21 protein-coding genes are annotated in these 24,829 nt (G+C 51.4%); 3 read left to right on the top strand and 18 right to left on the bottom strand.

The features are described from left to right. Nucleotides 1–69: 69 nt before the first annotated feature. From nuoN to lrhA, 14 genes are all read right to left on the bottom strand, one after another. Nucleotides 70–1,527 carry an NADH-quinone oxidoreductase subunit NuoN gene (gene nuoN / locus M2371_RS01320; RefSeq protein WP_034497210.1) on the bottom strand — a complete coding sequence of 486 codons (1,458 nt, stop codon included), beginning with the start codon at nt 1,525–1,527 and terminating at the stop codon, nt 70–72. 6 nt (nt 1,528–1,533) lie between these two features. Then, on the bottom strand, nt 1,534–3,063 hold the full coding sequence (gene nuoM, locus M2371_RS01315; RefSeq protein WP_172893577.1) for an NADH-quinone oxidoreductase subunit M: 1,530 nt from the start codon (nt 3,061–3,063) through the stop codon (nt 1,534–1,536). Nucleotides 3,064–3,142: 79 nt separating this feature from the next. Next, on the bottom strand, nt 3,143–4,984 hold the full coding sequence (nuoL, locus tag M2371_RS01310) for an NADH-quinone oxidoreductase subunit L (RefSeq protein ID WP_259266685.1): 1,842 nt from the start codon (nt 4,982–4,984) through the stop codon (nt 3,143–3,145). Then, complete coding sequence (gene nuoK, locus M2371_RS01305; protein WP_034458791.1) at nt 4,981–5,283, bottom strand: NADH-quinone oxidoreductase subunit NuoK; 303 nt, start codon at nt 5,281–5,283, stop codon at nt 4,981–4,983. The genes nuoL and nuoK overlap by 4 nt, the downstream gene beginning before the upstream one ends. After that, entirely contained in the window at nt 5,280–5,837 is a 558-nt protein-coding gene (gene nuoJ / locus M2371_RS01300; protein WP_172893575.1) for an NADH-quinone oxidoreductase subunit J, read from the bottom strand. Before nuoJ ends, nuoK begins: the two co-directional genes overlap by 4 nt. Nucleotides 5,838–5,849: 12 nt before the next feature. Next, nucleotides 5,850–6,392, bottom strand: a complete 543-nt coding sequence (nuoI, locus tag M2371_RS01295) for an NADH-quinone oxidoreductase subunit NuoI (protein ID WP_034458795.1) — start codon at nt 6,390–6,392, stop codon at nt 5,850–5,852. Nucleotides 6,393–6,406: 14 nt separating this feature from the next. After that, nucleotides 6,407–7,384: an NADH-quinone oxidoreductase subunit NuoH gene (gene nuoH / locus M2371_RS01290; RefSeq protein ID WP_172893574.1), complete on the bottom strand. Its 978-nt coding sequence runs from the start codon at nt 7,382–7,384 to the stop codon at nt 6,407–6,409. Next, a complete protein-coding gene (nuoG, locus tag M2371_RS01285; RefSeq protein WP_259266684.1) occupies nt 7,381–10,104 on the bottom strand; it encodes an NADH-quinone oxidoreductase subunit NuoG in 2,724 nt (907 codons plus the stop codon). Before nuoG ends, nuoH begins: the two co-directional genes overlap by 4 nt. A 62-nt stretch (nt 10,105–10,166) precedes the next feature. Next, nucleotides 10,167–11,507: an NADH-quinone oxidoreductase subunit NuoF gene (gene nuoF / locus M2371_RS01280; protein ID WP_034497222.1), complete on the bottom strand. Its 1,341-nt coding sequence runs from the start codon at nt 11,505–11,507 to the stop codon at nt 10,167–10,169. Continuing rightward, entirely contained in the window at nt 11,504–12,004 is a 501-nt protein-coding gene (gene nuoE / locus M2371_RS01275) for an NADH-quinone oxidoreductase subunit NuoE (protein ID WP_172893572.1), read from the bottom strand. The genes nuoF and nuoE overlap by 4 nt, the downstream gene beginning before the upstream one ends. A 2-nt stretch (nt 12,005–12,006) precedes the next feature. Further along, nucleotides 12,007–13,818: an NADH-quinone oxidoreductase subunit C/D gene (gene nuoC / locus M2371_RS01270; protein ID WP_115627733.1), complete on the bottom strand. Its 1,812-nt coding sequence runs from the start codon at nt 13,816–13,818 to the stop codon at nt 12,007–12,009. A 90-nt stretch (nt 13,819–13,908) separates the two neighbouring features. Next, nucleotides 13,909–14,583, bottom strand: coding sequence for an NADH-quinone oxidoreductase subunit NuoB (nuoB, locus tag M2371_RS01265; RefSeq protein WP_034458804.1), 675 nt, complete (start codon nt 14,581–14,583; stop codon nt 13,909–13,911). Nucleotides 14,584–14,598: 15 nt separating this feature from the next. Further along, nucleotides 14,599–15,042, bottom strand: coding sequence for an NADH-quinone oxidoreductase subunit NuoA (nuoA, locus tag M2371_RS01260; protein ID WP_034497229.1), 444 nt, complete (start codon nt 15,040–15,042; stop codon nt 14,599–14,601). A gap of 629 nt (nt 15,043–15,671) precedes the next feature. Continuing rightward, complete coding sequence (gene lrhA, locus M2371_RS01255; RefSeq protein ID WP_034497231.1) at nt 15,672–16,607, bottom strand: transcriptional regulator LrhA; 936 nt, start codon at nt 16,605–16,607, stop codon at nt 15,672–15,674. Nucleotides 16,608–17,618: 1,011 nt separating this feature from the next. Here lrhA and alaA point away from each other — a divergent pair. After that, nucleotides 17,619–18,833 carry an alanine transaminase AlaA gene (gene alaA / locus M2371_RS01250; protein ID WP_034497233.1) on the top strand — a complete coding sequence of 405 codons (1,215 nt, stop codon included), beginning with the start codon at nt 17,619–17,621 and terminating at the stop codon, nt 18,831–18,833. A 79-nt stretch (nt 18,834–18,912) separates the two neighbouring features. Beyond that, on the top strand, nt 18,913–19,512 hold the full coding sequence (gene yfbR / locus M2371_RS01245; protein WP_034497235.1) for a 5'-deoxynucleotidase: 600 nt from the start codon (nt 18,913–18,915) through the stop codon (nt 19,510–19,512). A gap of 126 nt (nt 19,513–19,638) precedes the next feature. On the opposite strand, the gene M2371_RS01240 is transcribed toward yfbR, so the two are convergent. The 4 genes from M2371_RS01240 to yfbV all read right to left on the bottom strand — a co-directional run bounded on the left by M2371_RS01240 (nt 19,639) and on the right by yfbV (nt 23,251). After that, on the bottom strand, nt 19,639–21,471 hold the full coding sequence (locus tag M2371_RS01240) for an SLC13 family permease (RefSeq protein ID WP_172893569.1): 1,833 nt from the start codon (nt 21,469–21,471) through the stop codon (nt 19,639–19,641). A gap of 80 nt (nt 21,472–21,551) precedes the next feature. After that, nucleotides 21,552–22,232 (bottom strand): sugar phosphatase, encoded by a 681-nt coding sequence (locus M2371_RS01235; RefSeq protein ID WP_115627728.1) that lies wholly within the window; start codon nt 22,230–22,232, stop codon nt 21,552–21,554. Then, the gene (locus M2371_RS01230) at nt 22,225–22,719 is read right to left on the bottom strand and encodes a YfbU family protein (protein WP_034497251.1); all 495 of its coding nucleotides are present in this window, start codon (nt 22,717–22,719) and stop codon (nt 22,225–22,227) included. Before M2371_RS01230 ends, M2371_RS01235 begins: the two co-directional genes overlap by 8 nt. Before the next feature lie 76 nt (nt 22,720–22,795). Further along, nucleotides 22,796–23,251: a terminus macrodomain insulation protein YfbV gene (yfbV, locus tag M2371_RS01225; protein WP_034497254.1), complete on the bottom strand. Its 456-nt coding sequence runs from the start codon at nt 23,249–23,251 to the stop codon at nt 22,796–22,798. Between the two features lie 335 nt (nt 23,252–23,586). Between yfbV and ackA the strand changes: the two genes are divergently transcribed. After that, entirely contained in the window at nt 23,587–24,789 is a 1,203-nt protein-coding gene (gene ackA / locus M2371_RS01220) for an acetate kinase (RefSeq protein ID WP_034497257.1), read from the top strand. Nucleotides 24,790–24,829: the final 40 nt, after the last annotated feature.

Genomic DNA, 24,829 nt, shown 5'->3' with positions numbered 1-24,829 from the left:
AAGTGTAGCAAGCCCATAAAACAAAAAGGGCCACCCTGTTGGGCAGCCCTTTCACAGGTCGGGTTGGAACTACATCATCGGTGTCGCCATACGCACCAGCGTAATCAGCGGTTGCGGGTAAACACCCAGCAACAACACCAGCACAGCGGAGATCAGCACGACAACGCCGCCCGCAGTAAATGCCCAGTTTGTTGGCGCATCACGGCCTGGCTGTTGCGGTGCGTTCAGGTACAAACTCACCGTCACACGCAAATAGTAGTAAAGACCAATCGCACTACCCAGTACCACAGCACCGGTCAGCCACCACAGGTGAGACTGCACACCGACGGCGATGATGTAGAACTTACCGATGAAGCCCAGGGTCATTGGGATACCCGCCAGAGACAACATCATCACGGTCATCACCGCAGACAGAATCGGCTTATGCCAGAACAGACCACGGTAGGAGTACAGCGAATCAGCATCCGGTCCACGGTACGGGCTGGACATCAGGCTGACAACACCGAACGCGCCAAGGCTGCTGAACAGATAACCGGCCAGATACACGCCAACGGATTCCATCGACATATCGCCGCTTTGCAACGCAATCAGTGCCACCAGCAGATAACCCAGGTGCGCGATAGACGAATAACCCAGCAGGCGTTTGATGTTGGTCTGGCTTAACGCCATCAGGTTACCGACGATGATGGAAGCGAAGGCGATAATACCCAGCACCACACGCACTGCTTCGCTATCGCCAACTGGCGCGTAGAGGAACAGACGCATCACCACACCAAATATGGCGATTTTGCTGGCGGTGGCCAGGAAGGTGGAAACCGGAGCTGGTGCGCCCTGGTAAACGTCTGGTGTCCACAGGTGGAATGGAACCAGTGACAGTTTAAAGCCAAGGCCAACAATCATCAGACCCAGACCCGCCAGCAGCAGCGGTTCATGCAGCATGTTATCGGCGAGGCTCTTACCGAGGCTCACAAACGACAGGTCGCCAGATTCCGCATACACCAGCGCCATACCGAACAGCAGGAATGAAGACGCTGCGGCAGACAGAATAGTGTATTTGATACTGGCTTCCAGCGAACGTTTCTGGCGGAAAGCGTAACCAATCAAACCGAACAACGGCAGAGAAATCAGCTCGATACCGAGGAACAACGCTGCCAGGTGGTTTGCGTTAGCCAACAGAATACCGCCGAGAGCGGCAATCAAGACCAGTAAGTAAAACTCTTCGCGGTTGTCGGTATAACCTTGCAGCCACGGATAAGCAAACGTACAAGTCGCAAGGCTCGCCAGCAAAACCAAACCGGTGTAAAGCATCGCATAGCCATCAACGCGCATCAGCGGCGTGACGTCCATTGCGCCAGCCTGGCCAACAAACCACAGTGAAACGAGTGCGGCGTTCAGGCCGATTACTGCCAGTGTTGCATTGACAAAATGGTCGCGTCGCCACGCTATGGAGAGCATCACAACCACCACCGTCAATCCGACGACGAGCAGCGGTAGCAGCGCGATCAATTGTTGAGGAGTTATAGTCATGGCGAATTACGGCCTTGTAGTTGGAATTGAACTGGTAAACCACTGCTGAATATTGCTCATCGCGGAATGCGAAGTATCCAGAATTGGCTGCGGGTAGAAGCCCAACAGGACTAACAACACCACCAGCAACAGGATGATAAAGAACTCGCGCAGCGACATGCCTGCCAGTTGTTTATCACTGATTTCACTTTTCGCTTTACCGAAGTAAGCACGATGAATCATCGCCAGAGAATAAACAGAGGCAAAGACCAGACCGAAAGTCGAGATAATGGTAATCACTGGCACGACACGGTAGCTGCCGAACAGAATCATAAATTCGCCAACGAAGTTACCGGTACCCGGCATACCCAGCGTTGCCACTGCAAAGAACAGTGACAGACCTGGCAGCCATTTAATTTTGTTCCACAGGCCGCCCATCAGACGCATATCACGAGTGTGCAGACGCTCGTAAATCTGACCACAGATGATGAACATACCGGCCGCAGAGAGACCGTGAGCAATCATCTGAATCACCGCACCCTGGTAAGCCAGTTGGCTGCCGGTATAAATGGCAATCAACACGAAGCCCATGTGAGAAACGGAGGTATAAGCAATCAGGCGTTTGATATCGGTTTGTGCGAAGGCCATCCACGCGCCGTAGAAGATACCGATAACACCCAGCCACATCGCGATAGGTGCAAATTCAGCAGATGCTTCCGGGAACAGCGGCAGTGCGAAACGCAGCAGACCATAGGCCGCGGTTTTCAGCAAGATACCTGCGAGGTCAACAGAACCTGCTGTCGGTGCCTGGGAGTGCGCATCGGGTAGCCAACCGTGCAAGGGAACCACTGGCATTTTCACCGCAAACGCAATGAAGAAGCCCAGCATCAGCAACCATTGAACGCTGCTGGACATTTCAGTGTGCAGCAATTGCTCGTAGTTAAATGTCCAGACGCCGGTTGAGTTGTAATGCACGAACACCAGACCAAGAATGGCAATCAACATCACCAGGCCGCTTGCCTGGGTGTAGATGAAGAACTTGGTCGCAGCGGTGATACGCGTCTTCCCGTCGGAGGCTTTGTGGCCCCACAGTGCAATCAGGAAGTACATCGGCACCAGCATCATTTCCCAGAAGAAGAAGAACAGGAACATGTCGATGGCAAGGAACACGCCGATAACGCCACCGAGGATCCACATCAGGTTGAGGTGGAAGAAGCCCTGATATTTTTCGATTTCATTCCAGGAACAGAGTACCGCCAGCACGCCGAGCAGACCGGTCAGGACCACCATCAGCAGTGACAGGCCATCCAACGCCAGATGGATTTCAATCCCAAAGCGTGGGATCCACGGCAAAACAAATTCAGACTGCCACTGCGGCAAACCTGCGGATTGCGTCAGTGTGTAGCCACCGGCTAACCACAGTTGCAAAGAGAGAGCCAGTGTCAGTCCCATCGTTACCAGCGCGATCCAACGCGGCACTTTTACGCCGAAACGTTCAGTCTGCCAGCAGAAGAAGCCGCCAATAAAGGGGATGAGTATCAGCCAGGGTAATAGCATGGCATTTGTGTCCCTAAGTCAAAATAAACCAAAACATCACTCACATTCCCTCCCCTTATTCAGAGGAGGGAGCGTTGAATTAGCGCAAGACCAGCAGCAAGCCCAGAACAACCACTGCGCCGATACTCATTGATGCCACATACCAGCGAAGATAACCGTTCTCGCTCACCAACAGGCCGCGACCTGCAAAGCGGGAAAGAACTGCCGGAATATTCATCAGTGAATTCAGCGGATCGCTCTTAATCAACCAGGCGATACCGAGGAATGGCTTGACAAAGACTTTGTCGTAAAGCCAATCGAAGCCCCAGGCATGGAACCACCAGGTGCCGAAGAAGCGGCCCGGTGCGCTGTTAGCAATGGAGGTCACCAGAGTGCGTTTGCCCAGCCACAGCCATGCTGCAATCAGGATGCCCGCGATGGCGACCACACCAGAAGTGATCTCCAGTGTCAGCACGCTACCGTGCGCAAGCTCTGTGGTTGCTGGCAGGACGCCCGCTAATGGCGGAACAATCATTGCCCCCACGAAAGTGGACAACACCAGCAGCACAATCAGCGGCAGGTGGTGAGTAATGCCTTTAAGCGCATGCGCGTGAATCTGCTCTTTACCGTGGAAGACGATAAAGATCATACGGAAGGTATACAGCGAGGTCATAAACGCACCGACCAGGCCTGCAACCATCAGGTTCATATGACCATTTGCCATCGCACCGGCCAGAATCTCATCTTTACTGAAGAAGCCCGCAGTAATGAGTGGCAACGCAGACAACGCGGCACCGCCGACCAGGAAGCAGATATACACCAGCGGAATGGACTTACGCAGGCCACCCATTTTGAAGATGTTTTGTTCGTGATGGCAGGCAAGAATCACCGAACCGGACGACAGGAACAGCAACGCTTTGAAGAAAGCGTGCGTCATCAGGTGGAAAATCGCCGCATCCCACGCTTGTACGCCCAGCGCCAGGAACATGTAGCCAATCTGGCTCATGGTCGAGTACGCGAGCACACGTTTGATATCGGTTTGCACCAGTGCCGCAAAGCCTGCCATGACCAGCGTCACCGCACCTACGATTCCCACTAAATGCAGCACTTCAGGCGTTAACAGGAACAGGCCGTGAGTACGAGCAATCAGGTAGACACCCGCGGTAACCATGGTGGCCGCGTGGATCAGCGCTGAAACCGGCGTTGGGCCAGCCATCGCATCTGCAAGCCAGGTCTGTAAAGGCAACTGCGCAGATTTACCTACCGCGCCGCCTAACAGCATCAGGGTTGCCCACATCAGCATTTGGTTGCCAGCCGCAAAGTGCTGCGGTGCCAGTTCAACCATTTCGCGGAAGTTCAGCGTGCCCAGTTCGTTGTAAAGAATGAACAGTGCGAAAGCGAGGAACACGTCGCCCACGCGGGTCACAACGAACGCTTTCATGGCCGCCGCGCCGTTCTTCGGATCGGTGTAGTAGAAACCAATCAGCAGATACGAGCACAGGCCCACGCCTTCCCAACCGAGATACATCAGCAGCAGGTTATCGCCAAGCACCAGAACGACCATGCTCGCAATAAACAAGTTGGTGTAGGCGAAGAAGCGGGAGTAGCCCTCTTCCCCACGCATATACCAGGAGGCGTACATGTGGATCAAGAAGCCAACGCCTGTGACCACAGAAAGCATGGTCAGCGACAAACCGTCGAGGATCAGATTAAAGCCGATATTGAAATCGCCGACTGACATCCAGGTCCATAATGGCTGGGTAAACGCTTCTCTTCCGTTGTTAAAGAAATCAACCCCAACAATCGCGGTGACTAACGCCGCAAGGCCGATTGAGCCGACCCCAACCGTGGCAGAAAGGTTTTCTGACCAGCGGCCACGAGAGAACGCCAACAATAAAAAGCCAATAAAAGGCAATAGAATGGTTAACCAGAGAAGGTTCATCCACGCATCTCACTTACTGAATCGATATTCAGGCTCTGGCGACGACGATGGAGCTGCAATAACAGCGCGAGGCCAATACTGGCTTCGGCGGCAGCTAAGCTAATCGCGAGAATATACATCACCTGGCCGTCAGCCTGGCCCCAATAACTCCCGGCGACCACAAACGCGAGCGCCGCTGCGTTAATCATCACTTCCAGGCTAATCAACATGAAAAGCAGGTTGCGACGAATCACCAGGCCAGTCAGCCCAAGAACGAACAAAATGGCAGCAAGGATTAGTCCATGTTGCAGCGGAATCATACGTGCTCCTCCGTTTTTCTTTTCACAGCCTGGTCAGCCTGACGGTTGCTCAGCACTTCACCAGGGCGGTCTTCACGACCCAGGTGGAAGGCTACAACCAGACCCGCTAACAACAGCATTGAGGCTAATTCCACTGCCAGAACGTACGGTCCGAACAGCGCGATACCTACCGCTTTTGCACTCACTGAGGTGCCGTCGATACCCTGGTCATTCAGACCGAGAATCGCGTAAACCAGCACCGCCAACAGTACGGCGGACAAAATACCAGGGCCAATCCACAACTGCGGCTTCAGCCACTGGCGCTCTTGTTCTACAACCGCGCCGCCGAGGTTTAGCATCATGACCACAAAGACGAACAGCACCATGATGGCACCGGCGTAAACGATGATCTCAAGCGCTGCGGCAAAGTACGCCCCCAGGGAGAAGAACACCCCGGAGATCGCCAGCAGTGAGATGATCAGATACAGCAAGGCATGCACCGGATTGGTATGCGTGATCACCCGTAAGGTGGTCCCAACCGCGATGATTGCGCAAATATAAAAAGCGAATTCCATTGCCTTGCTCCTTTAAGGTAATAGGCCTTTGACGTCGATAGGCTTGGCTTCGTTTTCCGCTTCGCCCTTATCTTTGCCGTCGATTGCCATACCTGCCATCCGGTAGAAGTTATATTCCGGGTATTTGCCCGGACCGGAGATCAGCAGGTCCTCTTTTTCGTACACCAAATCCTGGCGCTTAAACTCGCCCAGTTCGAAATCTGGGGTGAGCTGAATCGCGGTGGTTGGGCACGCTTCTTCGCACAGGCCACAGAAAATGCAGCGCGAGAAGTTAATGCGGAAGAATTCTGGATACCAGCGGCCATCTTTTGTTTCTGCTTTTTGCAAAGAGATACAGGCTACCGGGCAGGCTACCGCACACAGGTTACAGGCTACGCAACGCTCGGAGCCGTCCGGATCGCGCGTCAGCACGATGCGGCCACGGTAGCGCGGCGGTAAATAGACTGGCTCTTCCGGATACATCTGCGTTTCACGTTTGGCAAACGCGTGCAGACCGATCATCCAGATACTGCGTACCTGGGTGCCGAAACCAACCGCTAACTCTTTCAATGTCATGGTTTTTTCACCCCTTATGGTGCCTGATAGAGAATGACCGCGGCGGTCACCAGCAGATTGATCAGCGTCAGCGGCAGGCAAATTTTCCAGCCAAATGACATTACCTGGTCATAACGCGGACGAGGCAACGATGCACGGATCAAAATGAACATCATCATGAAGAACGCGGTTTTCAGCGCGAACCAGATGAACGGTGGTAACCATGGGCCATGCCAGCCACCAAAGAACAGGGTGACGATCAGGGCTGAAACGGTAACGATGCCGATGTACTCACCCACAAAGAACAGGCCGAACTTCATGCCTGAATATTCGATGTGGTAACCATCTGCCAGTTCTTGCTCCGCTTCCGGTTGGTCAAACGGGTGACGGTGGCATACCGCAACGCCTGCGATGGCAAAGGTGATAAAGCCAAAGAACTGCGGAATCACGTTCCACAGATTCGCCTGGTTATCAACGATATCGCCCATATTGAACGATCCCGCCTGCGCAACAACGCCCATCAGGGAAAGACCGAGGAACACTTCGTAGCTCAGTGTCTGCGCAGAAGCACGCATTGCGCCCAACAGTGAGTATTTGTTGTTACTTGACCAGCCAGCGAACAGCACCGCGTAAACCGCGAGGCCTGCCAGCATCAGGAAGAACAAAATACCAATGTTCAGGTCGGCAACCACCCAGTTCGGGCTGACCGGCACAATCGCAAAGGCCAGCAGCATCGAGGTGAAGGCAATCATCGGTGCCAGGGTAAAGATGACACGGTCCGCAAAGCGCGGGGTCCAGTCTTCTTTAAAGAACATCTTGATCATGTCCGCGACTAACTGGAGCGAGCCGCCCCAGCCAACACGGTTCGGTCCGTAACGGTTCTGGAACAGGCCCAGCAAACGACGTTCACCAAAGCTCATGAACGCGCCGCAAGTCACTACTACCAGCAGGATTACGACCGCTTTAAGAATGCTCAGCAGAATGTCGATAACATCCGGTGTTAACCAACTCATTGGCCAGCCTCCTGGAGATTTTCAAGACGAGCACCTGCCAGTACCGGAGCAATGCCAGGCATCCCCATCGGTAAACCAACCTGCCCTGCTGCCAGACCCTCGGAAAGTTGCAGCGGCAGACTCAACGTCTGGCCTTCGTAACTAAACGAAATCAGGCTTCCCGCATTCACGCCCAGTTTTGCAGCGTCTGCCGGATTGAGCTTGATATACGGCTCGGCCATGCGGCTCTGGAATATCGGAGAACGTTGGGACATTTCATCGCTGCCAAACAGATGGTAGTAAGGCGCGATACGCCATTTCCCTTCTTCGGCATGGAAGATTTCCGGCACGTCAGTGAAGTAATCAATCCCTGTTTCGGACGCTTCAATCAGACGTACACCCGGGTCACCATGACGCAGTTTGCCACCCACTTCGGCCTGGAATTTGTTCCATGCCTGCGGTGAGTTCCAGCCTGGCGCCCACGCAAATGGAATTTGCTGGCGGTTAGCCGACGGGCTGTTGTTCCCTTCCATAGAGAAGGCAAACATGGTGTCTTTATCCTGCGGCTGGCGCGGTTCATGCACGCTGATGTTCGCACGCATCGCCGTACGACCACTGGAGCGGATTGGAGAACGCGACAGTTTCTGACCACGAATACGGAAGCTGGCATCTGGTGCCGCATCTTTAATTCCGGCCAGTTGCGGCAGCGCTTTCACGCACGCGTCGATAACGTGGTCGAGTTGCGTCCAGTCCACTTCACGGCTTTGAACCGTGCTGTGCAGAGAGTGCAACCAGCGCCAGCTTTCGAGCATCACCACTGAATGGTCGTAGTAAGACGGGTCATAAACCTGGAAGAAACGCTGTGCGCGGCCTTCGTTGTTAATCACTGTTCCGTCACTTTCAGCAAAGCTTGCGGTGGACAGCACCAGGTGGGCTTTGTCCATAATCGCCGTGCGTTGATGGTCAATAACCATCACCAACGGAGCTTTGCTCAGTGCTGCGTCAACACGCGCCGCAGAAGCATGACGATGCAGATCGTTTTCCAGCACCACGACCGCATCGGCCGCACCGCTTTCCAGTTCACTTAACGCTTCTTCCAGCGAGCCGCCGCCAATCATGCCGAGGCCTAAGCTGTTAACCGCGCGAGCGACCATAGTGATACCGACATCGGCACCACGGCCTTTCAGTGCTTTAGCCACGTTGGCTGCCGCCTGAATCACCGCTTCGCTACCGGCGTTAGTACCGGATACGATCAATGGTTTTTTCGCACCCGCCAGCGCTTGCACGATAACGTCGACTTTGTTTTTCAGGTCGCGATCCAATTCAACTGCTGGAGAACTGCTGTCCAGCGCGTTGGCGATTGCGAAGCCCAGACGCGCCTGATCTTCAACCGGCGCACGGTAAGTCCATGCGGCGATGTCGTCCAGACGAGTGCTGTCGATGTTGGTGACAAACAGTGGGTGTTTGGCGTGCTGACCAATGTTCAGGATTGCGGCAATCTGCCAGTCAGCCACTTTCTGCGCTGCTGCCATTTCACGCGCTTTGCCTTTCACGGCCTGACGCACAGCCAGCGCAACACGTGCACCGGTTTGGGTAATGTCTTCGCCCAGCACCAGAACCGCATCGTATGATTCGATTTCACGCAGTGCCGGAGTATGAATGCCGCTCTCTTGCAGCACTTTGAGCATCAGTTGCAAACGTGCTTGTTCACCGGTTGCGATACCGGTGTAGAAGTTGTCCGCACCAACCAGCTCGCGCAGCGCAAAGTTGCTTTCTACGCTGGCACGTGGGGATCCGATACCGATCACTTTCTTCGACTGGCGCAGAATATCTGCCGCGCCCTGCATCGCTTGTTCTGCGTTCAGGGTGATCAGATCGTCGCCACGACGTTGGATCGGCTGACGTGGACGATCCTTCAGGTTGACGTAGCCATAACCGAAGCGGCCACGGTCACACAGGAAGTAGTGGTTCACGGTACCGTTATAGCGATTTTCGATACGACGCAATTCACCGTAGCGCTCACCCGGGCTGGTGTTACACCCGATGCTGCACTGCTGGCAAATGCTCGGCGCGAACTGCATATCCCACTTACGGTTGTAACGCTCGGAGTGAGTTTTGTCCGTGAACACGCCGGTCGGGCAGATTTCTACCAGGTTACCGGAGAATTCGCTCTCAAGCGTACCGTCTTCCGGGCGACCGAAGTAGACGTTATCGTGCGCGCCATAAACACCCAGGTCGGTGCCGTCAGCGTAATCTTTGTAATAACGCACGCAGCGGTAACAGGCGATACAGCGGTTCATTTCGTGAGAGATGAACGGGCCGAGATCCTGATTACGGTGAGTACGTTTGGTGAAGCGATAGCGACGGAAGCTATGACCGGTCATGACCGTCATATCCTGCAAGTGGCAGTTGCCGCCTTCTTCACAAACCGGGCAGTCGTGTGGGTGGTTGGTCATCAACCATTCCACGACGCTTTCACGGAATTCTTTTGCTTCACCGTCATCAATAGAGATGAACGTGCCGTCCGAGGCCGGTGTCATACAAGACATCACCAGGCGGCCACGAAGATCTTCTGCGTTCTGATATTGCTTCACCGCGCACTGGCGGCAAGCACCGACGCTGCCTAGCGCCGGGTGCCAGCAAAAATAAGGAATATCGAGGCCGAGTGACAGACATGCTTGTAGCAGGTTGTCTGACCCGTTTACCTCATATTCTTTGCCGTCTACATGAATCGTAGCCATAGTCAGCATGCTTCCAGTTAATTATAAAATTTTTCTTACCTGCACCTTTATCGGCGCAGATATCACCAGCGTGCTTTTAACAAGTTCGGCTGAATGCCACTAATGGCACGGGTGTTACCGAAATCTTGTTTGGCAATGCCTGCTTCGAATTCTTCGCGGAAATATTTAATCGCGCTCTGCAATGGCTCAACCGCACCTGGCGCATGCGCACAGAAGGTTTTACCTGGACCAAGGAATCGACACAGTTGCTCAAGTGTTTCGATATCCCCTGGCTGGCCTTCGCCACGCTCCAGCGCACGCAGAATTTTTACGCTCCACGGCAAACCATCACGGCACGGTGTACACCAGCCGCAAGATTCGCGGGCAAAGAACTCTTCCAGGTTACGAACCAGCGGAACCATACCAATTTCATGGTCTACGGCCATCGCCAGTGCAGTACCCAAACGGCTGCCTGCTTTGCCGATGCTTTCGAATTCCATCGGTAAATCGAGGTGTGATTCGGTCAGGAAGTCAGTCCCTGCCCCACCCGGCTGCCAGGCTTTGAATTTCAGTCCATCGCGCATACCGCCCGCGTAATCCTCGAGGATTTCACGTGCCGTGGTGCCGAACGGTAATTCCCAAACGCCAGGGTTTTTCACACGACCCGAGAAGCCCATCAGCTTAGTACCAGCGTCTTTGCTGGTAGAAATGCCCTGGTACCACTCAACGCCATCCGCCAGAATCGCCGGGACGTTACACAGCGTTTCAACGTTGTTGACGCAGGTCGGTTTACCCCACACGCCGCTTGACGCAGGGAATGGTGGTTTTGAACGTGGGTTTGCACGACGCCCTTCCAGGGAGTTAATCAATGCGGTTTCTTCACCACAGATATAACGCCCGGCACCGGTGTGTACGATCAGCTCAAAATCAAAACCAGAACCGAGAATATTTTTGCCAAGCAGGCCCGCTTCGGTGGCTTCTGCAATCGCACGGCGCAGATGCACCGCCGCTTCAATGTATTCGCCACGCAGGAAGATGTATCCGCGATACGCTTTGAGAGCGAAAGCAGAAATCAACATGCCTTCAACCAAAAGGTGCGGCAGTTGCTCCATCAGCAAGCGGTCTTTATAAGTACCGGGTTCCATTTCATCGGCGTTACACAGCAGGTAACGGATGTTCATGGACTCGTCTTTTGGCATCAGGCTCCACTTTAAACCCGTGGAGAAGCCTGCGCCGCCGCGCCCTTTCAGGCCAGCGTCTTTAACACGGTTAACGACTTCATCTGGTGCAAGGCCAGTCAACGCAAGACGAGCACCTTCGTAGCCGTTTTTGCTGCGATATTCATCCAGCCAGACTGGCTGTTTGTCATCGCGCAACCGCCATGTCAGCGGATGGGTTTCGGCAGTACGAATAACGGTTTTCATTTGTACTGCTCCAGCAAATCAGGGATCGCTTCCGGCGTCAGATGGCTGTGAGTGTCCTCATCAATCATCATGGTCGGCCCTTTGTCGCAGTTGCCCAGACAGCAAGTTGGCAGCAGGGTAAAGCGACCATCAAACGTGGTTTGACCCGGTTTGATGTTTAGTTTTGCTTCGATAGCCGACTGAATACCCTGATAGCCCGTAATATGGCAAACCACGCTATCGCAATAGCGGATAACGTGGCGGCCCACCGGCTGGCGGAAAATCTGGCTATAGAATGTCGCAACACCTTCTACGTCACTGGCAGGAATGCCCAGCACGTCAGCGATGGCATAAATAGCGCCGTCGGGCACCCAGCCACGCTGTTTCTGTACAATTTTCAGCGCTTCGATAGACGCTGCGCGAGCATCTTCATAATGATGTTTTTCGTGCTCAATCGCATCACGCTCGGCCGCACTCAGTTCAAAAGCTTCAGCCTGGGGTTGTTGTTTATCGTGCATAGTTAGCGATCCACATCAGACATTACAAAATCGATACTACCCAGATAGACAATCAGGTCAGAAACCAGGCTGCCACGAATCGCCGACGGGATTTGCTGCAAGTGCGCAAAGCTCGGGGTGCGGATGCGGGTACGGTAGCTCATGGTGCTGCCGTCGCTGGTCAGGTAGTAACTGTTAATCCCTTTCGTCGCCTCAATCATCTGGAAGGATTCGTTAGCCGGCATAACCGGGCCCCACGAAACCTGCAGGAAGTGAGTGATCAGGGTCTCGATATGTTGCAGCGTGCGCTCTTTCGGCGGCGGCGTTGTCAGCGGATGGTCAGCTTTGAACGGGCCAGCAGGCATGTTTTTCAGGCACTGATCAAGAATGCGCAAGCTCTGGCGAAGTTCTTCAACTTTCAACATCACGCGGGTGTAGCAGTCACTGATGCCACCGCCGACCGGGATTTCGAAGTCGAAGTTTTCATAACCAGAGTAAGGGCGAGCTTTACGGATATCGAAATCGACACCGGTAGCACGCAGGCCAGCACCGGTAGTGCCCCACTCCAGCGCTTCTTTCTTGCCATAAGCAGCAACGCCCTGAGAACGGCCTTTAAGGATGGTGTTGCGCAGCGCAGCTTTCTCGTAGGAATCCAGTCGTTTCGGCATCCAGTCGAGGAACTCTTTAAGCAAGCGCTCCCAACCGTTTGGCAAGTCATGTGCCACACCGCCGATACGGAACCAGGCCGGGTGCATACGGAAACCGGTAATCGCTTCGACCAGGTCATAGATTTTCTGACGGTCGGTAAAGGCGAAGAACACTGGCGTCATCGCGCCCACGTCCTGAATAAACGTAGAGATGTACAGCAAGTGGCTGTTGATACGGAACAGTTCGGACAGCATGACGCGGATAACGTCTACGCGTTCAGGAACCTTGATACCCGCCAGTTTTTCAACCGCCAGCACGTAGGGCATTTCGTTTACGCAGCCGCCGAGGTACTCGATACGGTCGGTGTAGGGAATGTAGCTGTGCCAGGACTGGCGCTCACCCATTTTCTCAGCGCCACGGTGGTGATAGCCGATATCCGGAACGCAATCGACAATTTCTTCACCGTCGAGTTGCAGGACAATACGGAATGCACCGTGAGCAGATGGGTGGTTAGGACCGAGGTTCAGGAACATGAAGTCTTCATGTTCACTGCTGCGCTTCATGCCCCAATCTTCAGGCTTGAAGGTCAACGCTTCCATCTCGAGGTCTTCTTTCTGTTTGGTCAATTCAAACGGATCGAACTCGGTGGCACGCGCCGGGTAGTCTTTACGCAGCGGATGGCCTTCCCACGTTGGCGGCATCATGATGCGCGTCAGGTGCGGGTGTCCATTAAAGGTAATGCCAAACATTTCCCATGTTTCACGCTCATACCAGTTAGCGTTAGGGAACAGTTTGGTTATCGTTGGCACGTTCAGGTCGTTTTCAGACAGCGCCACCTTGAGCATGATGTCGCGATTGCGATCGATAGAAATCAGGTGGTAGAAAACGGAAAAATCCGCAGCCGGTAAACCGTCGCGGTGAGTACGAAGACGCTCATCCATACCATGCAAGTCGAACAGCATGACGTAAGGTTTTGGCAGTCTTTTCAGGAAATCGACAACTTCCAGTAATTGTTCACGCTTAACCCAGGCCACCGGAACACCAGTGCGGGTTGGCTGAACAGTGAAGGCATCCGGCCCAAAACGGTTACGCAGTTCGCCAATAACCGGATCATCAAGATGGTCACGGGTTTGCCAGGCTTGCTGGTTGGCATCATGCGCAGTTAAATCGGTCATAATTCTCACCATTGCAAATGGTACTGTGGTGACTGTTGGTCAGCGGCTTCGCGCTAATATTATTGATATGCGAAGTAAACTCACGCCGACCACAGGCGCAAATTAAATCTCGTCTGGCGTCCGCAAGTTGGTGACAGCAATACGCTCACCACGTTTACGTTCGCGCTCGGATTGCATATTGGCGCGATACACACCTTGATCGCCAACTACCCACGAGAGCGGACGACGTTCTTTACCAATAGATTCTTGCAGCAGCATCAGAGCCTGCATGTAAGCTTCCGGACGCGGTGGGCAGCCAGGGATGTAAACATCAACCGGCAGGAATTTATCCACACCCTGCACCACAGAATAGATGTCGTACATGCCGCCGGAGTTGGCGCAGGCACCCATTGAGATGACCCATTTTGGTTCGAGCATTTGGTCATAAAGACGCTGGATGACGGGAGCCATTTTGGTAAAGCAGGTTCCTGCAATCACCATCAGGTCAGCCTGACGCGGAGAAGCACGCAATACTTCGGCACCAAAACGTGCCACGTCATGCACGGCGGTAAACGAGGTCACCATCTCAACGTAGCAGCAAGAAAGGCCAAAGTTATAAGGCCAAATTGAGTTTTTACGACCCCAGTTCACCATATCGTGCATGGCATGTTCGAGCTTGCCCATGTACACGCTACGGTTGATTTCTTGGTCAAGAGGATCGGTTACGATCTCCTGTTTTTGCAGGGGGTAACGGTCGTTCTCACCGTCGGGGTCTATGCGGGTGAGCGTATAGTCCATCTTATTGCCTCGCTGTTACTGCTGACGGTTAGTGATACTGTCGGTTTCCGGGTTGATTTGGGCACGGCGCGAACGCGCAGGTGTCCAGTCAAGCGCGCCAATACGCACCAGATACACCAGGCCTGCCAGTAACACTAAAATGAAAATTGCGGCCTCGACGAAGCCTACCCATCCACTTTCACGGATGGACACTGACCACGCATAGAGATACAAGGCTTCCACGTCGAAGATGACGAAGAACATGGCGACCAGGTAAAACTTGGCGGATAGACGTAAGCGCGCTGTACCAACTGAGTCGATACCTGACTCGAAGGGAGTGTTTTTGTGCCGACCCTTAGCTCTCCCGCCAAGGAACCAGGCCCCGAGAAGCATTACGCAACACAGGCCAATGGCAACAATAAGAAAAACTGCGAACGCCCAATGGTGAGCGATAACTTCAGTGGATGTTGACATACTCATTGCTTACTCATCAAAAGTGGCGCCAAAGTCTCTGCTCTTGCTGGCAGATGAACACCACATCGATTCATGGGGAGGAACAATAAACCTTACAATAACTGCTGGAATCAAAACTTTACCAGCAAATTGATGGGGTTTTTTACTCCTTTCTATAACCTTTTGTCAACTTTAACAAAAGTATCCACACATTAATTTACATGACACCACCTTCATTAACATTTAGTGCCTTAAACGTTAGTAACCCCGAGTGATTAACTCGGTATTATTGATGGTGAATCGTGTCCGTAATCGTGGAAAAAAATAACTACTGTTCTATTTTGGCAGGAAATCTCAACTATTCATCCCCCCTATAGGGAGTATTTTCTTGATCTGAGACACGCTTTTGTTAATCCATATCAAAAACCAACAACATTGCGGCCTATTTTTTAACATTTAAACACGAGTTGATTCAGAAGACGGTGGATGAAGGCAGTCAGTGAGGGAGGTGCGGAGTGGTTTGTTTTAAAACATGTTTTTACAAAATAGCAATAAACTTATCTTGCGTTGATTAAAAAACAAGCCACTGAGCTTAAAAACAAACTCAGTGACCTGTTTTCGAATTTCATATTTTGTTACCAACAACCTGCCATGCGTTACTCGAAATCGCGTTCCATTAACACGGTGCCATCATCTTCATCTGATGAAGCCAAATACCGATAGGGGTTTGGGTTGGATTCCAGCGCACTAAAAATAGCCTGTGCCAAATCATTGGTCGTTTGCATATTGCGGCACAACAGATATTGGGTCTCTGGCATCACGGGTAAGCCATCAGCACTACCGAGTACGCGCAGCTCAGGACTCATCATTTCAACAGGGCGAGCAGTAACACCCAGACCTGCTTTAACGGCCGCACGTACCGCTGAAAGCGTTGAAGCAACGTAAGCAATACGCCACGGAATGCGCTCTGCATTCAAATGCTCCAGCATCATATCCCGGTAAGGACTCGGATCGTCGAGCATCACTAGAGGCACGGTTTCACCTTTCTGGAAGACATAATCTGCCGCGCAATACCATAATGTCGGTGAAGTGCGTAAAACAATGGATTCAAAATGCGCGGGCTTCGCTGTCGTAACAACTAAGTCAACTTCCTGCTGGTTGAGCATTTCAATCATGAACGGATTACGTTTAACCCGCACGTCCAACGCAAGCTTTGGATAAACGGAACTTATCCGATTAAGCAGGAATGGAAGAATAGTATCCGCTGTTTCATCAGAGGCGCCGATGGTCAGCACGCCCTGCAAATTACTAAACATCAGCGAGGTACAAGCTTCATCATTGAAACGCAGAATTTTTCGCGCATAGCCCAGAAGCTGGATTCCATGCTCTGTCAGCAGCTTATTACGGCCATGACGTGCAAAAAGCTCTTTCCCTACTAACTGTTCAAGACGCTGCATCTGCTGGCTTACTGCCGATTGAGTACGGCACACCGCAACTGCCGCCGCAGCAAAGGTATTGAGATCCGCTACGGCAACAAAAGTCCTTAGCAGATCGAGGTCGAGATTTAATATCGGACGATTTGCGTTAATCATAATTTTTTCACTAGTAGGTTGCTCTTACGAGTCTGCCTTAGTTTTATTGCTGTGATTTATCAAAAAGATAAAGCAATTCCCTTTTACAGAACGTCCCCGTAGGGCTGCACCATCATCCTGACAGTCGCTCTGACTTTTTTATTTTCACTAACCCTGGGTGACACGCACCAATAATGTGCAGCGCGTATTCCGGGAGTTATTATACTGGCGTAAACAACATACAAACATTCGTCTTAACGTACTAGTCGCGTAAATTAAAACTGAGTAATTATTGTAAATCCACTTCAATAATGAGTTTTATTTATTCGATGCACAACATCAACGAGTGTATGACTGATGAAAATCTTCTTAATGTTACCACACAACAAGGGTAATTAGCCGGGTGTGATGACCGCACACTAACCCACAACAAAACATAGAGTTGCGTAATATTCAACAAGAAACACCCACCATTAACTGTAGGATATCTTACCGCAAATCGTCCCATCTCATAACTTTTGTTGCGAATTATCTGATCTCATTCTCTTTTTTAATTCTTTCTTCTACCGATTATTACCAAAATTGGACATTTTCTTTCAAGGTAAATGAGAAGAAATTCAACTCTATTAACTATTTATATTAATAATATCGGTTGTTATTTTTTTATACATATTATTAACTCACTCTAATGTATTCATTTTAACCTTAAGCATGAATATTCAATTTTCCTTAACTATTACTCAATTAAATTCGCAATTGACACAGCATTACCTGCTGAAACCTCACACACATAGGTAGTTAATAGACTTGAAAACACCTCATTTTATTATATTTTTAATTGATAAATGCACATATTACGACACATAACACTACAAAAACATCATTCACCTGGCTTTATCACTATCTCAAAAATTCAGAAGATTAATTACAGTTCAGCGCTTCGCCCACCTTCAAATCTGCGCGTGGCAGGAGTACATTGATGCCTGGTCGCTTCCACGGCAGGAAGTGACGCTAACATTTAAGGTCAGGTTCATGTCCCCTATCGAAAAATCCAGCAAACTTGATAACGTCTGTTATGACATCCGTGGCCCCGTGCTCAAAGAGGCAAAACGCCTTGAAGAAGAAGGGAATAAAGTCCTCAAACTGAATATCGGCAACCCTGCGCCATTTGGTTTTGATGCACCGGATGAAATTCTTGTCGATGTGATTCGTAACCTGCCTACAGCGCAAGGTTACTGCGACTCAAAAGGACTTTACTCCGCACGCAAAGCAATCATGCAGCACTATCAGGCACGTGACATGCGGGATGTGACGGTTGAAGACATCTATATCGGGAACGGTGTATCTGAGCTGATTGTGCAATCCATGCAAGCCTTGCTCAATAGCGGCGATGAGATGCTGGTTCCTGCTCCGGATTATCCTTTATGGACGGCTGCAGTTTCACTTTCCAGCGGTAAAGCTGTTCATTATTTATGTGATGAGTCTTCCGATTGGTTCCCGGATCTTGATGATATTCGAGCTAAAATCACACCTCGTACACGCGGGATTGTGATTATTAACCCGAACAACCCAACCGGCGCGGTCTACTCTAAAGAACTGCTACTGGAAATCGTGGAGATCGCTCGTCAGCATAATTTAATTATTTTTGCTGATGAAATTTACGACAAGATTCTTTACGACGAAGCCCAACACCATTCGATTGCTGCTCTCGCACCTGATTTGCTGACTGTCACCTTTAATGGTTTGTCCAAAACTTACCGCGTCGCGGGCTTCCGTCAGGGCTGGATGGTACTGAACGGACCGAAAAAACACGCTAAAGGTTATATTGAAGGTCTGGAAATGCTGGCGTCGATGCGTCTGTGCGCCAACGTTCCGGCTCAACATGCGATCCAGACGGCACTTGGCGGCTATCAGAGTATCAGTGAATTTATCGCGCCTGGCGGGCGTCTGTATGAGCAACGCAATCGCGCATGGGAATTGATTAACGATATCCCGGGTGTCTCGTGTGTGAAGCCACGCGGTGCGCTGTATATGTTCCCGAAAATCGATGCGAAACGTTTTAACATCCATGATGACCAAAAAATGGTGCTGGATTTCTTGCTGCAAGAAAAAGTGCTGTTGGTTCAGGGAACTGCATTTAACTGGCCGTGGCCGGATCACGTGCGTATTGTGACTTTACCGCGCGTTGACGAACTGGAAATGGCAATCAATAAATTTGGCCGTTTCCTGGGGCACTACCACCAGTAAACCTTGAGGGGGAGATGTTTGCATCTTCCCCTACCCCCCTGCACAATGGTTTTCTTTGTAGTAGACACCGAGTGTACCTATGAGCCAGAGCCATTTCTTCGCCCATCTTTCACGTCTGAAATTAATCAATCGTTGGCCGCTGATGCGTAATGTGCGTACCGAAAATGTTTCGGAGCATAGCTTACAAGTCGCGATGGTCGCTCATGCCCTGGCAGTGATTAAAAACCGTAAATTTAACGGGAAAATTAACGCCGAACATGTTGCGCTGTTGGCGATGTATCACGACGCCAGCGAAGTTTTAACCGGAGATTTGCCCACTCCCGTAAAATATTTCAACTCACAGATTGCCCACGAATACAAAGCCATCGAGAAAATTGCACAGCAGAAACTCATTGATATGGTGCCGGAAGAGTTACGTGATATCTGGGCGCCGCTTATCGATGAGCATCGCAGTAGCGATGAAGAAAGAGCGATTGTGAAACAAGCTGATGCGCTATGCGCCTACCTGAAATGTCTTGAAGAACTGTCTGCCGGGAATAACGAGTTTTTGCTGGCGAAAAGCCGACTCGAAAAAACCCTGGCGGACCGCCACAGCGAAGAAATGGACTATTTCATGAAGGTGTTTGTACCGAGCTTCCAGCTGTCACTCGATGAGATTAGCCAGGATTCACCGCTTTAGTCTATACCCAAAATAATTGGAGTTGCATCAAGGCGGCAAGAGAGCAAAACCCAGGAGCTTACAAAAGTAAGTGACTGGGGTTTGTGAACGCAGCCAACAAAGATGCGGCTTCAAGTATGAGGGGTATTAGAATGGGAACAGCATCGGCACCATCACCACGCTTACTACCATCACAATCACCGTAAATGGCACACCCATCTTCACAAAATCGCTGAACTTATAATTTCCCGGCCCCAGAACGAGCGTATTAACCGGTGAAGATACCGGAGTCATAAACGCAGCAGAGGCGGCAAGTGCGACAATCATCGCAAAGGGATAAGGCGAAACCCCCATTGATTTTGCCGCCGCCAGCGCGATAGGCGCCATTAACACGGCGGTGGCGGTATTGGAGATGAATAGCCCAATTGCGGCGCACATCACGAACAGGCAGATCAGCATCATGTGCGGGCCGTAGCCGCCCCCAAGACGCATCAAACCATCCACAATCAAGTTCACCCCACCCGTTTTTTGCAGCGCAAGCGCAAACGGCATCATGCCGACAATCAAGATGATGCTTGGCCAATGCACCGCTTTATAAGCACTTTCCATATCGATACAGCGGAATTTACCCATCAGCAAACAGGCAATAATAGCGGCAATAGTATTGGGGATTTCATCGGTCAGCATCAGCGCCACCATCAACGCCAGGCAGAAAATAGCGTGCGGAGCCTGACTATGCGCAGGCGAGGCTTCACCCTCTTCCACAGGTAAGTTAAGCACCAGGAAATCGCGGCCTTTGAGTTGCAATTGGCTGATCAGTTTCCAGTCGCCAACCACCAGCAAGATATCGCCAAGCTGTAAGGCTTCATCCACCAGCAAGCCTTCCATCGCTTCGCCATTACGGCGTAACCCGACGACATTCAGGCCGTAGCGCGTACGGAAGCCGATTTCGCGCAGCGTTTGCCCGATTAACTCAGACTCAGGGATCAGCGAGACTTCCGCCATCCCCACATCCAGCGCCTGGTCTGAAAAATATTCACCGCGCAGCACCATCGGCTCAAGCATCTGTTCGCTACAAAACTCGCGCAGATCGACTTCAGAAGCAGACATATCAATCAACAGCACGTCGCGCGCGCGAAATTCAGTGACGCCCGTAACATTGACGATAACCCGTCTGAATTTACGCCAACGCTCAAGGCCAATTACATTGGCACCATAACGCTCACGCAGTTTTAAATCATCAAGACGGCGACCCACCATTGGCGAACCAGGGCGAATCGCCAGACGACGCGCACGCCCCGTAAGCCGATAATCTTTGATCAGGTCGCGGAAAGTTCGGCGTCTCCAGTCTTGTCTGCCGTCATCTTTTTTCTGCCCGTTTAATGCAAACCGCGCGATCAGCATATAGCCGATACCCAGCAGCAAAATGACCAGGCCAATTGGCGTCACGCTAAAGAAGTGGAAACCCTGTAAACCTTCGCGTAGCAGTTCACTGTTTACCACCAGGTTTGGTGGCGTGGCGACAAGCGTCATCATGCCGCTAATCAACCCGGCAAAACTCAGCGGCATCATCAGGCGTGATGGTGACGTTTTCATGCGCATGGACACACTGAGAACCACGGGAATAAATATTGCTACCACGCCCGTTGAACTCATGAACGCGCCGAGGCCCGCCACCGTTAACATCAGCAAAACCAACATTTTTGTTTCACTGCTGCCTGCGACATCCACCAACCAGGAGCCCATTTTTGAGGCAACGCCGGTTCGAACGAGTCCATCGCCAATGATAAAAAGCGCTGCAATCAAAATAACATTGGGGTCGCTAAAACCAGAAAAGGCTTCGCTAAGAGTCAGTGTACCGCTGAGGACAAATGCAATGATGACAAGCAAAGCAACCGCATCCATACGCACTTTGCCGGTGGCGAATAACACTACCGCAATCGCTAATAGCGATAAGACCCAAATCAATTCTGAGTTCAAAACAATTCCTTTGTGGTTGTCTCAGGGGGTAAAAATCTTGCCATAAAAAAGCCCCGCTATCGCGGGGCTAAATCATGTGTTTAGTGTTTTCTAAGCACTTCAACTGTACCGTCTGGCAACTTCTGCACCAGCAACTCAGTTAACGAGTGCAATGCATAATCAACATGCGCAAGGCGTGGCGTATCTGCCGGGGCGTTGACCGCAATGACGTGGCAACCCGCCGCAAGACCAGAAAGCACACCCGCTGGGGCATCTTCCACCACCACGCACTCTTCAGGCTCAAGCTCAAGTAATTGCGCACCGAGCAGGTAAGCATCTGGCTCTGGTTTTCCACGCGCTACACGTTCAGCCGTCACCAACACTTCTGGTGCCGGTAGCCCACCCGCAGCACGGCGAGCAGAGGCGACCGGTAACGAGCCCGACGTCACAATTGCCCATGGAATGCCTGCTTCGTTCAGGTGAGTCAACAGTTCAACAGCGCCAGGCAAAGCGACAATACCGTCGGTGTCTTCGGATTCAATTTTTTCCAGACGCAAGAATTCTTGCTGGATCTCTTCTTCAGAGGCACCCGCCATAAAGTGACGCAGCGAAGTAATCGCCTGTTTGCCATGAATGAAGCCCAATACTTCTTGCGGCGAAATATCGAAACGCTTTGCCCAGTTAATCCATGCACGCTCGACTGCTGGCAGGGAATCAACCAGAGTCCCATCCAAATCAAACAAGAAACCTTTGCACTTCACGACAAGTCTCCCCTCAGGCATTAATAATTTGCGCGATCTCGTTCGCACTCAAATGATACTGACGTGGGCAGGATTGCCACACTTTCAACATCCGTTGGTATTTTTCCCACATTGGGGTCTGCGCGTTAAAGCCGTGCGTACCCGCATCAAAATGCGCGTAACGGCCTTCAATATTCACCATGAAACGAACGTAACCCAGGAAACGTGCTTCTGTGGCCGCATCAAAACCGAGGAAGGTGACGCGGCGTTCGTCGATTTGCTGGTTGTCTTTCAGGTTGGTCCAGGAAACGTGCAGCGCGTGGTACATCTCCATGATGTCGATAACCGTGCGGCAGGTTTCTTCCGTCAGCTCGCCAAACTCCCTGTCCAGCTCACGCATTTGTAGGCCATAGCCACGCTCAATGATCGTTTGCAGCCGACGATAACGCTCGGCGTTGTCCGCATCGAGCATGGTCATCATTTTGTACTGATTAGATAAAATCAGTCGCTGGGCGTTAGTCATTTCCATTTCTTAGCTCCTGTTGCGCAGGGTAGATTGCCCTACGAAAAATAATCCTTTCTATATATGCGAAACGGCAGGGATTTTACAAATCATCAAGAAAAGTTTTATCCAACTGCTTGAACGCACGTTTAAGAACTTCGGCCAGCGCCTGGTAATCAGGCTTGCCTTCAATCGGCGATAACGCCTGTCCGGCTTCCTGTAGTTTGCCACGCACTTCGTAAAACCAATTAAGGATGGATGGCGGCAGTGGGGTGACGGAACGTTTTCCTAACCACCACAGACCTTGCATCGGCAGGCTACAGGCGAACAACGCGGTAGCGACGGCGGGGCCAAGTTGGCCACCAAGGGCAATTTGCCAGGTCAGCGTAAAGACAGCGAGCGGAGGCATAAAGCGGATGGCGAAGCGCGTGGCGCGGATAACGCGGTTTTCAACGAAGATCGGCGCGAGGCGTTTATCGACAGGCCAGGTCTTAGAATAATGCTGCCCGCGACTGAACATACTGAACCAGCTTGCGTGGCTGTTTTGGGGTGTCGACATGACGTTACCTCAACTTCACATATAAAAAATAAAATTTTTGTGCAATTTAACAACTCTAAATTACATGGTTCAAAATCTTTTGTCTTTAACCATCGCAATCAGGTATCCTGTGCCGGCCTTGATGGCCGTAGAAGGGAAACCGCAGGTTGTCAATTTTTTGCTCAGTTCGCCAATGCCGAAATATCACGCAATATGGCGTAAACTCTAGAGTATTTCTTCGTCATGCCAAAAAAACGCTTTCGGCATGACGTTAATCATAAATGTCTGTCTCATCATGCGCTACGCTGAGAGACTAAATGACGTTTTTTTAGCCACGTATAAAAGTAGGTACTTCCATGTCGAGTAAGCTAGTACTGGTTCTGAACTGCGGTAGCTCTTCACTGAAATTCGCAATTATTGATGCTGTAAACGGTGACGAGTACCTCTCTGGTTTAGCCGAATGTTTCCATCTTCCTGAAGCACGTATCAAGTGGAAAATGGATGGCGGTAAACAAGAAGCGGCTTTGGGTGCAGGCGCCGCTCACAGCGAAGCTCTGAACTTTATGGTTAATACCATTTTGGCACAAAAACCTGAATTGTCCGAGCAGCTGACTGCTATCGGCCACCGTGTTGTTCACGGCGGCGAGAAGTACACCAGCTCCGTCGTTATCGACGAGACCGTGATTCAGGGTATCAAAGATACTGCTTCTTTTGCACCTCTGCATAACCCGGCACACCTGATCGGTATTGCTGAAGCATTGAAATCTTTCCCTAAACTGGCTGATAAAAACGTTGCTGTGTTTGACACCGCGTTCCATCAGACCATGCCAGAAGAATCTTATCTCTATGCTCTGCCGTACAAACTGTACAGAGAGCACGGCGTTCGTCGCTACGGCGCACACGGCACCAGCCACTACTATGTGACTCAAGAAGCCGCGAAAATGCTGAACAAGCCAGTGGAAGAAGTGAATATTATCACTTGCCACCTGGGCAACGGCGGTTCCGTTTCTGCTATTCGTAACGGCAAGTGTGTAGACACCTCTATGGGTCTGACTCCACTGGAAGGCCTGGTAATGGGCACCCGTTCTGGTGACATCGATCCTGCGATTATCTTCCACCTGCATGACTCTTTGGGCATGAGCGTTGATGACATCAACAAAATGCTGACCAAAGAATCTGGTCTGTTGGGTCTGACTGAAGTCACCAGCGACTGCCGTTATGTTGAAGACAACTACACCACTAAAGAAGATGCTAAACGTGCTATGGACGTGTTCTGTCACCGTCTGGCTAAATACATCGGCTCTTATACTGCGCTGATGGACGGTCGTCTGGATGCAGTTGTGTTCACTGGTGGTATCGGTGAAAACGCAGCAATGGTACGTGAACTGTCTCTGGGCAAACTGGGTGTTCTGGGCTTCGAAGTTGACCACGAACGCAACCTGGCTGCACGCTTTGGCAAATCAGGCTTCATCAACAAAGAGGGTACCCGTGCTGCGGTGGTCATTCCGACCAACGAAGAACTGGTTATCGCTCAGGATGCATCTCGCCTGACCGCTTGATTCTCCTTACCGCCAGCCTTCGCTGGCGGTGTTGTTTTCT

Source organism: Buttiauxella sp. BIGb0471, assembly GCF_024807715.1.
GTDB classification, from domain to species: domain Bacteria; phylum Pseudomonadota; class Gammaproteobacteria; order Enterobacterales; family Enterobacteriaceae; genus Buttiauxella; species Buttiauxella agrestis.
The sequence above is the reverse complement of the archived record's forward strand: the minus strand, read 5'-3'. Positions and strand labels throughout refer to the sequence as shown.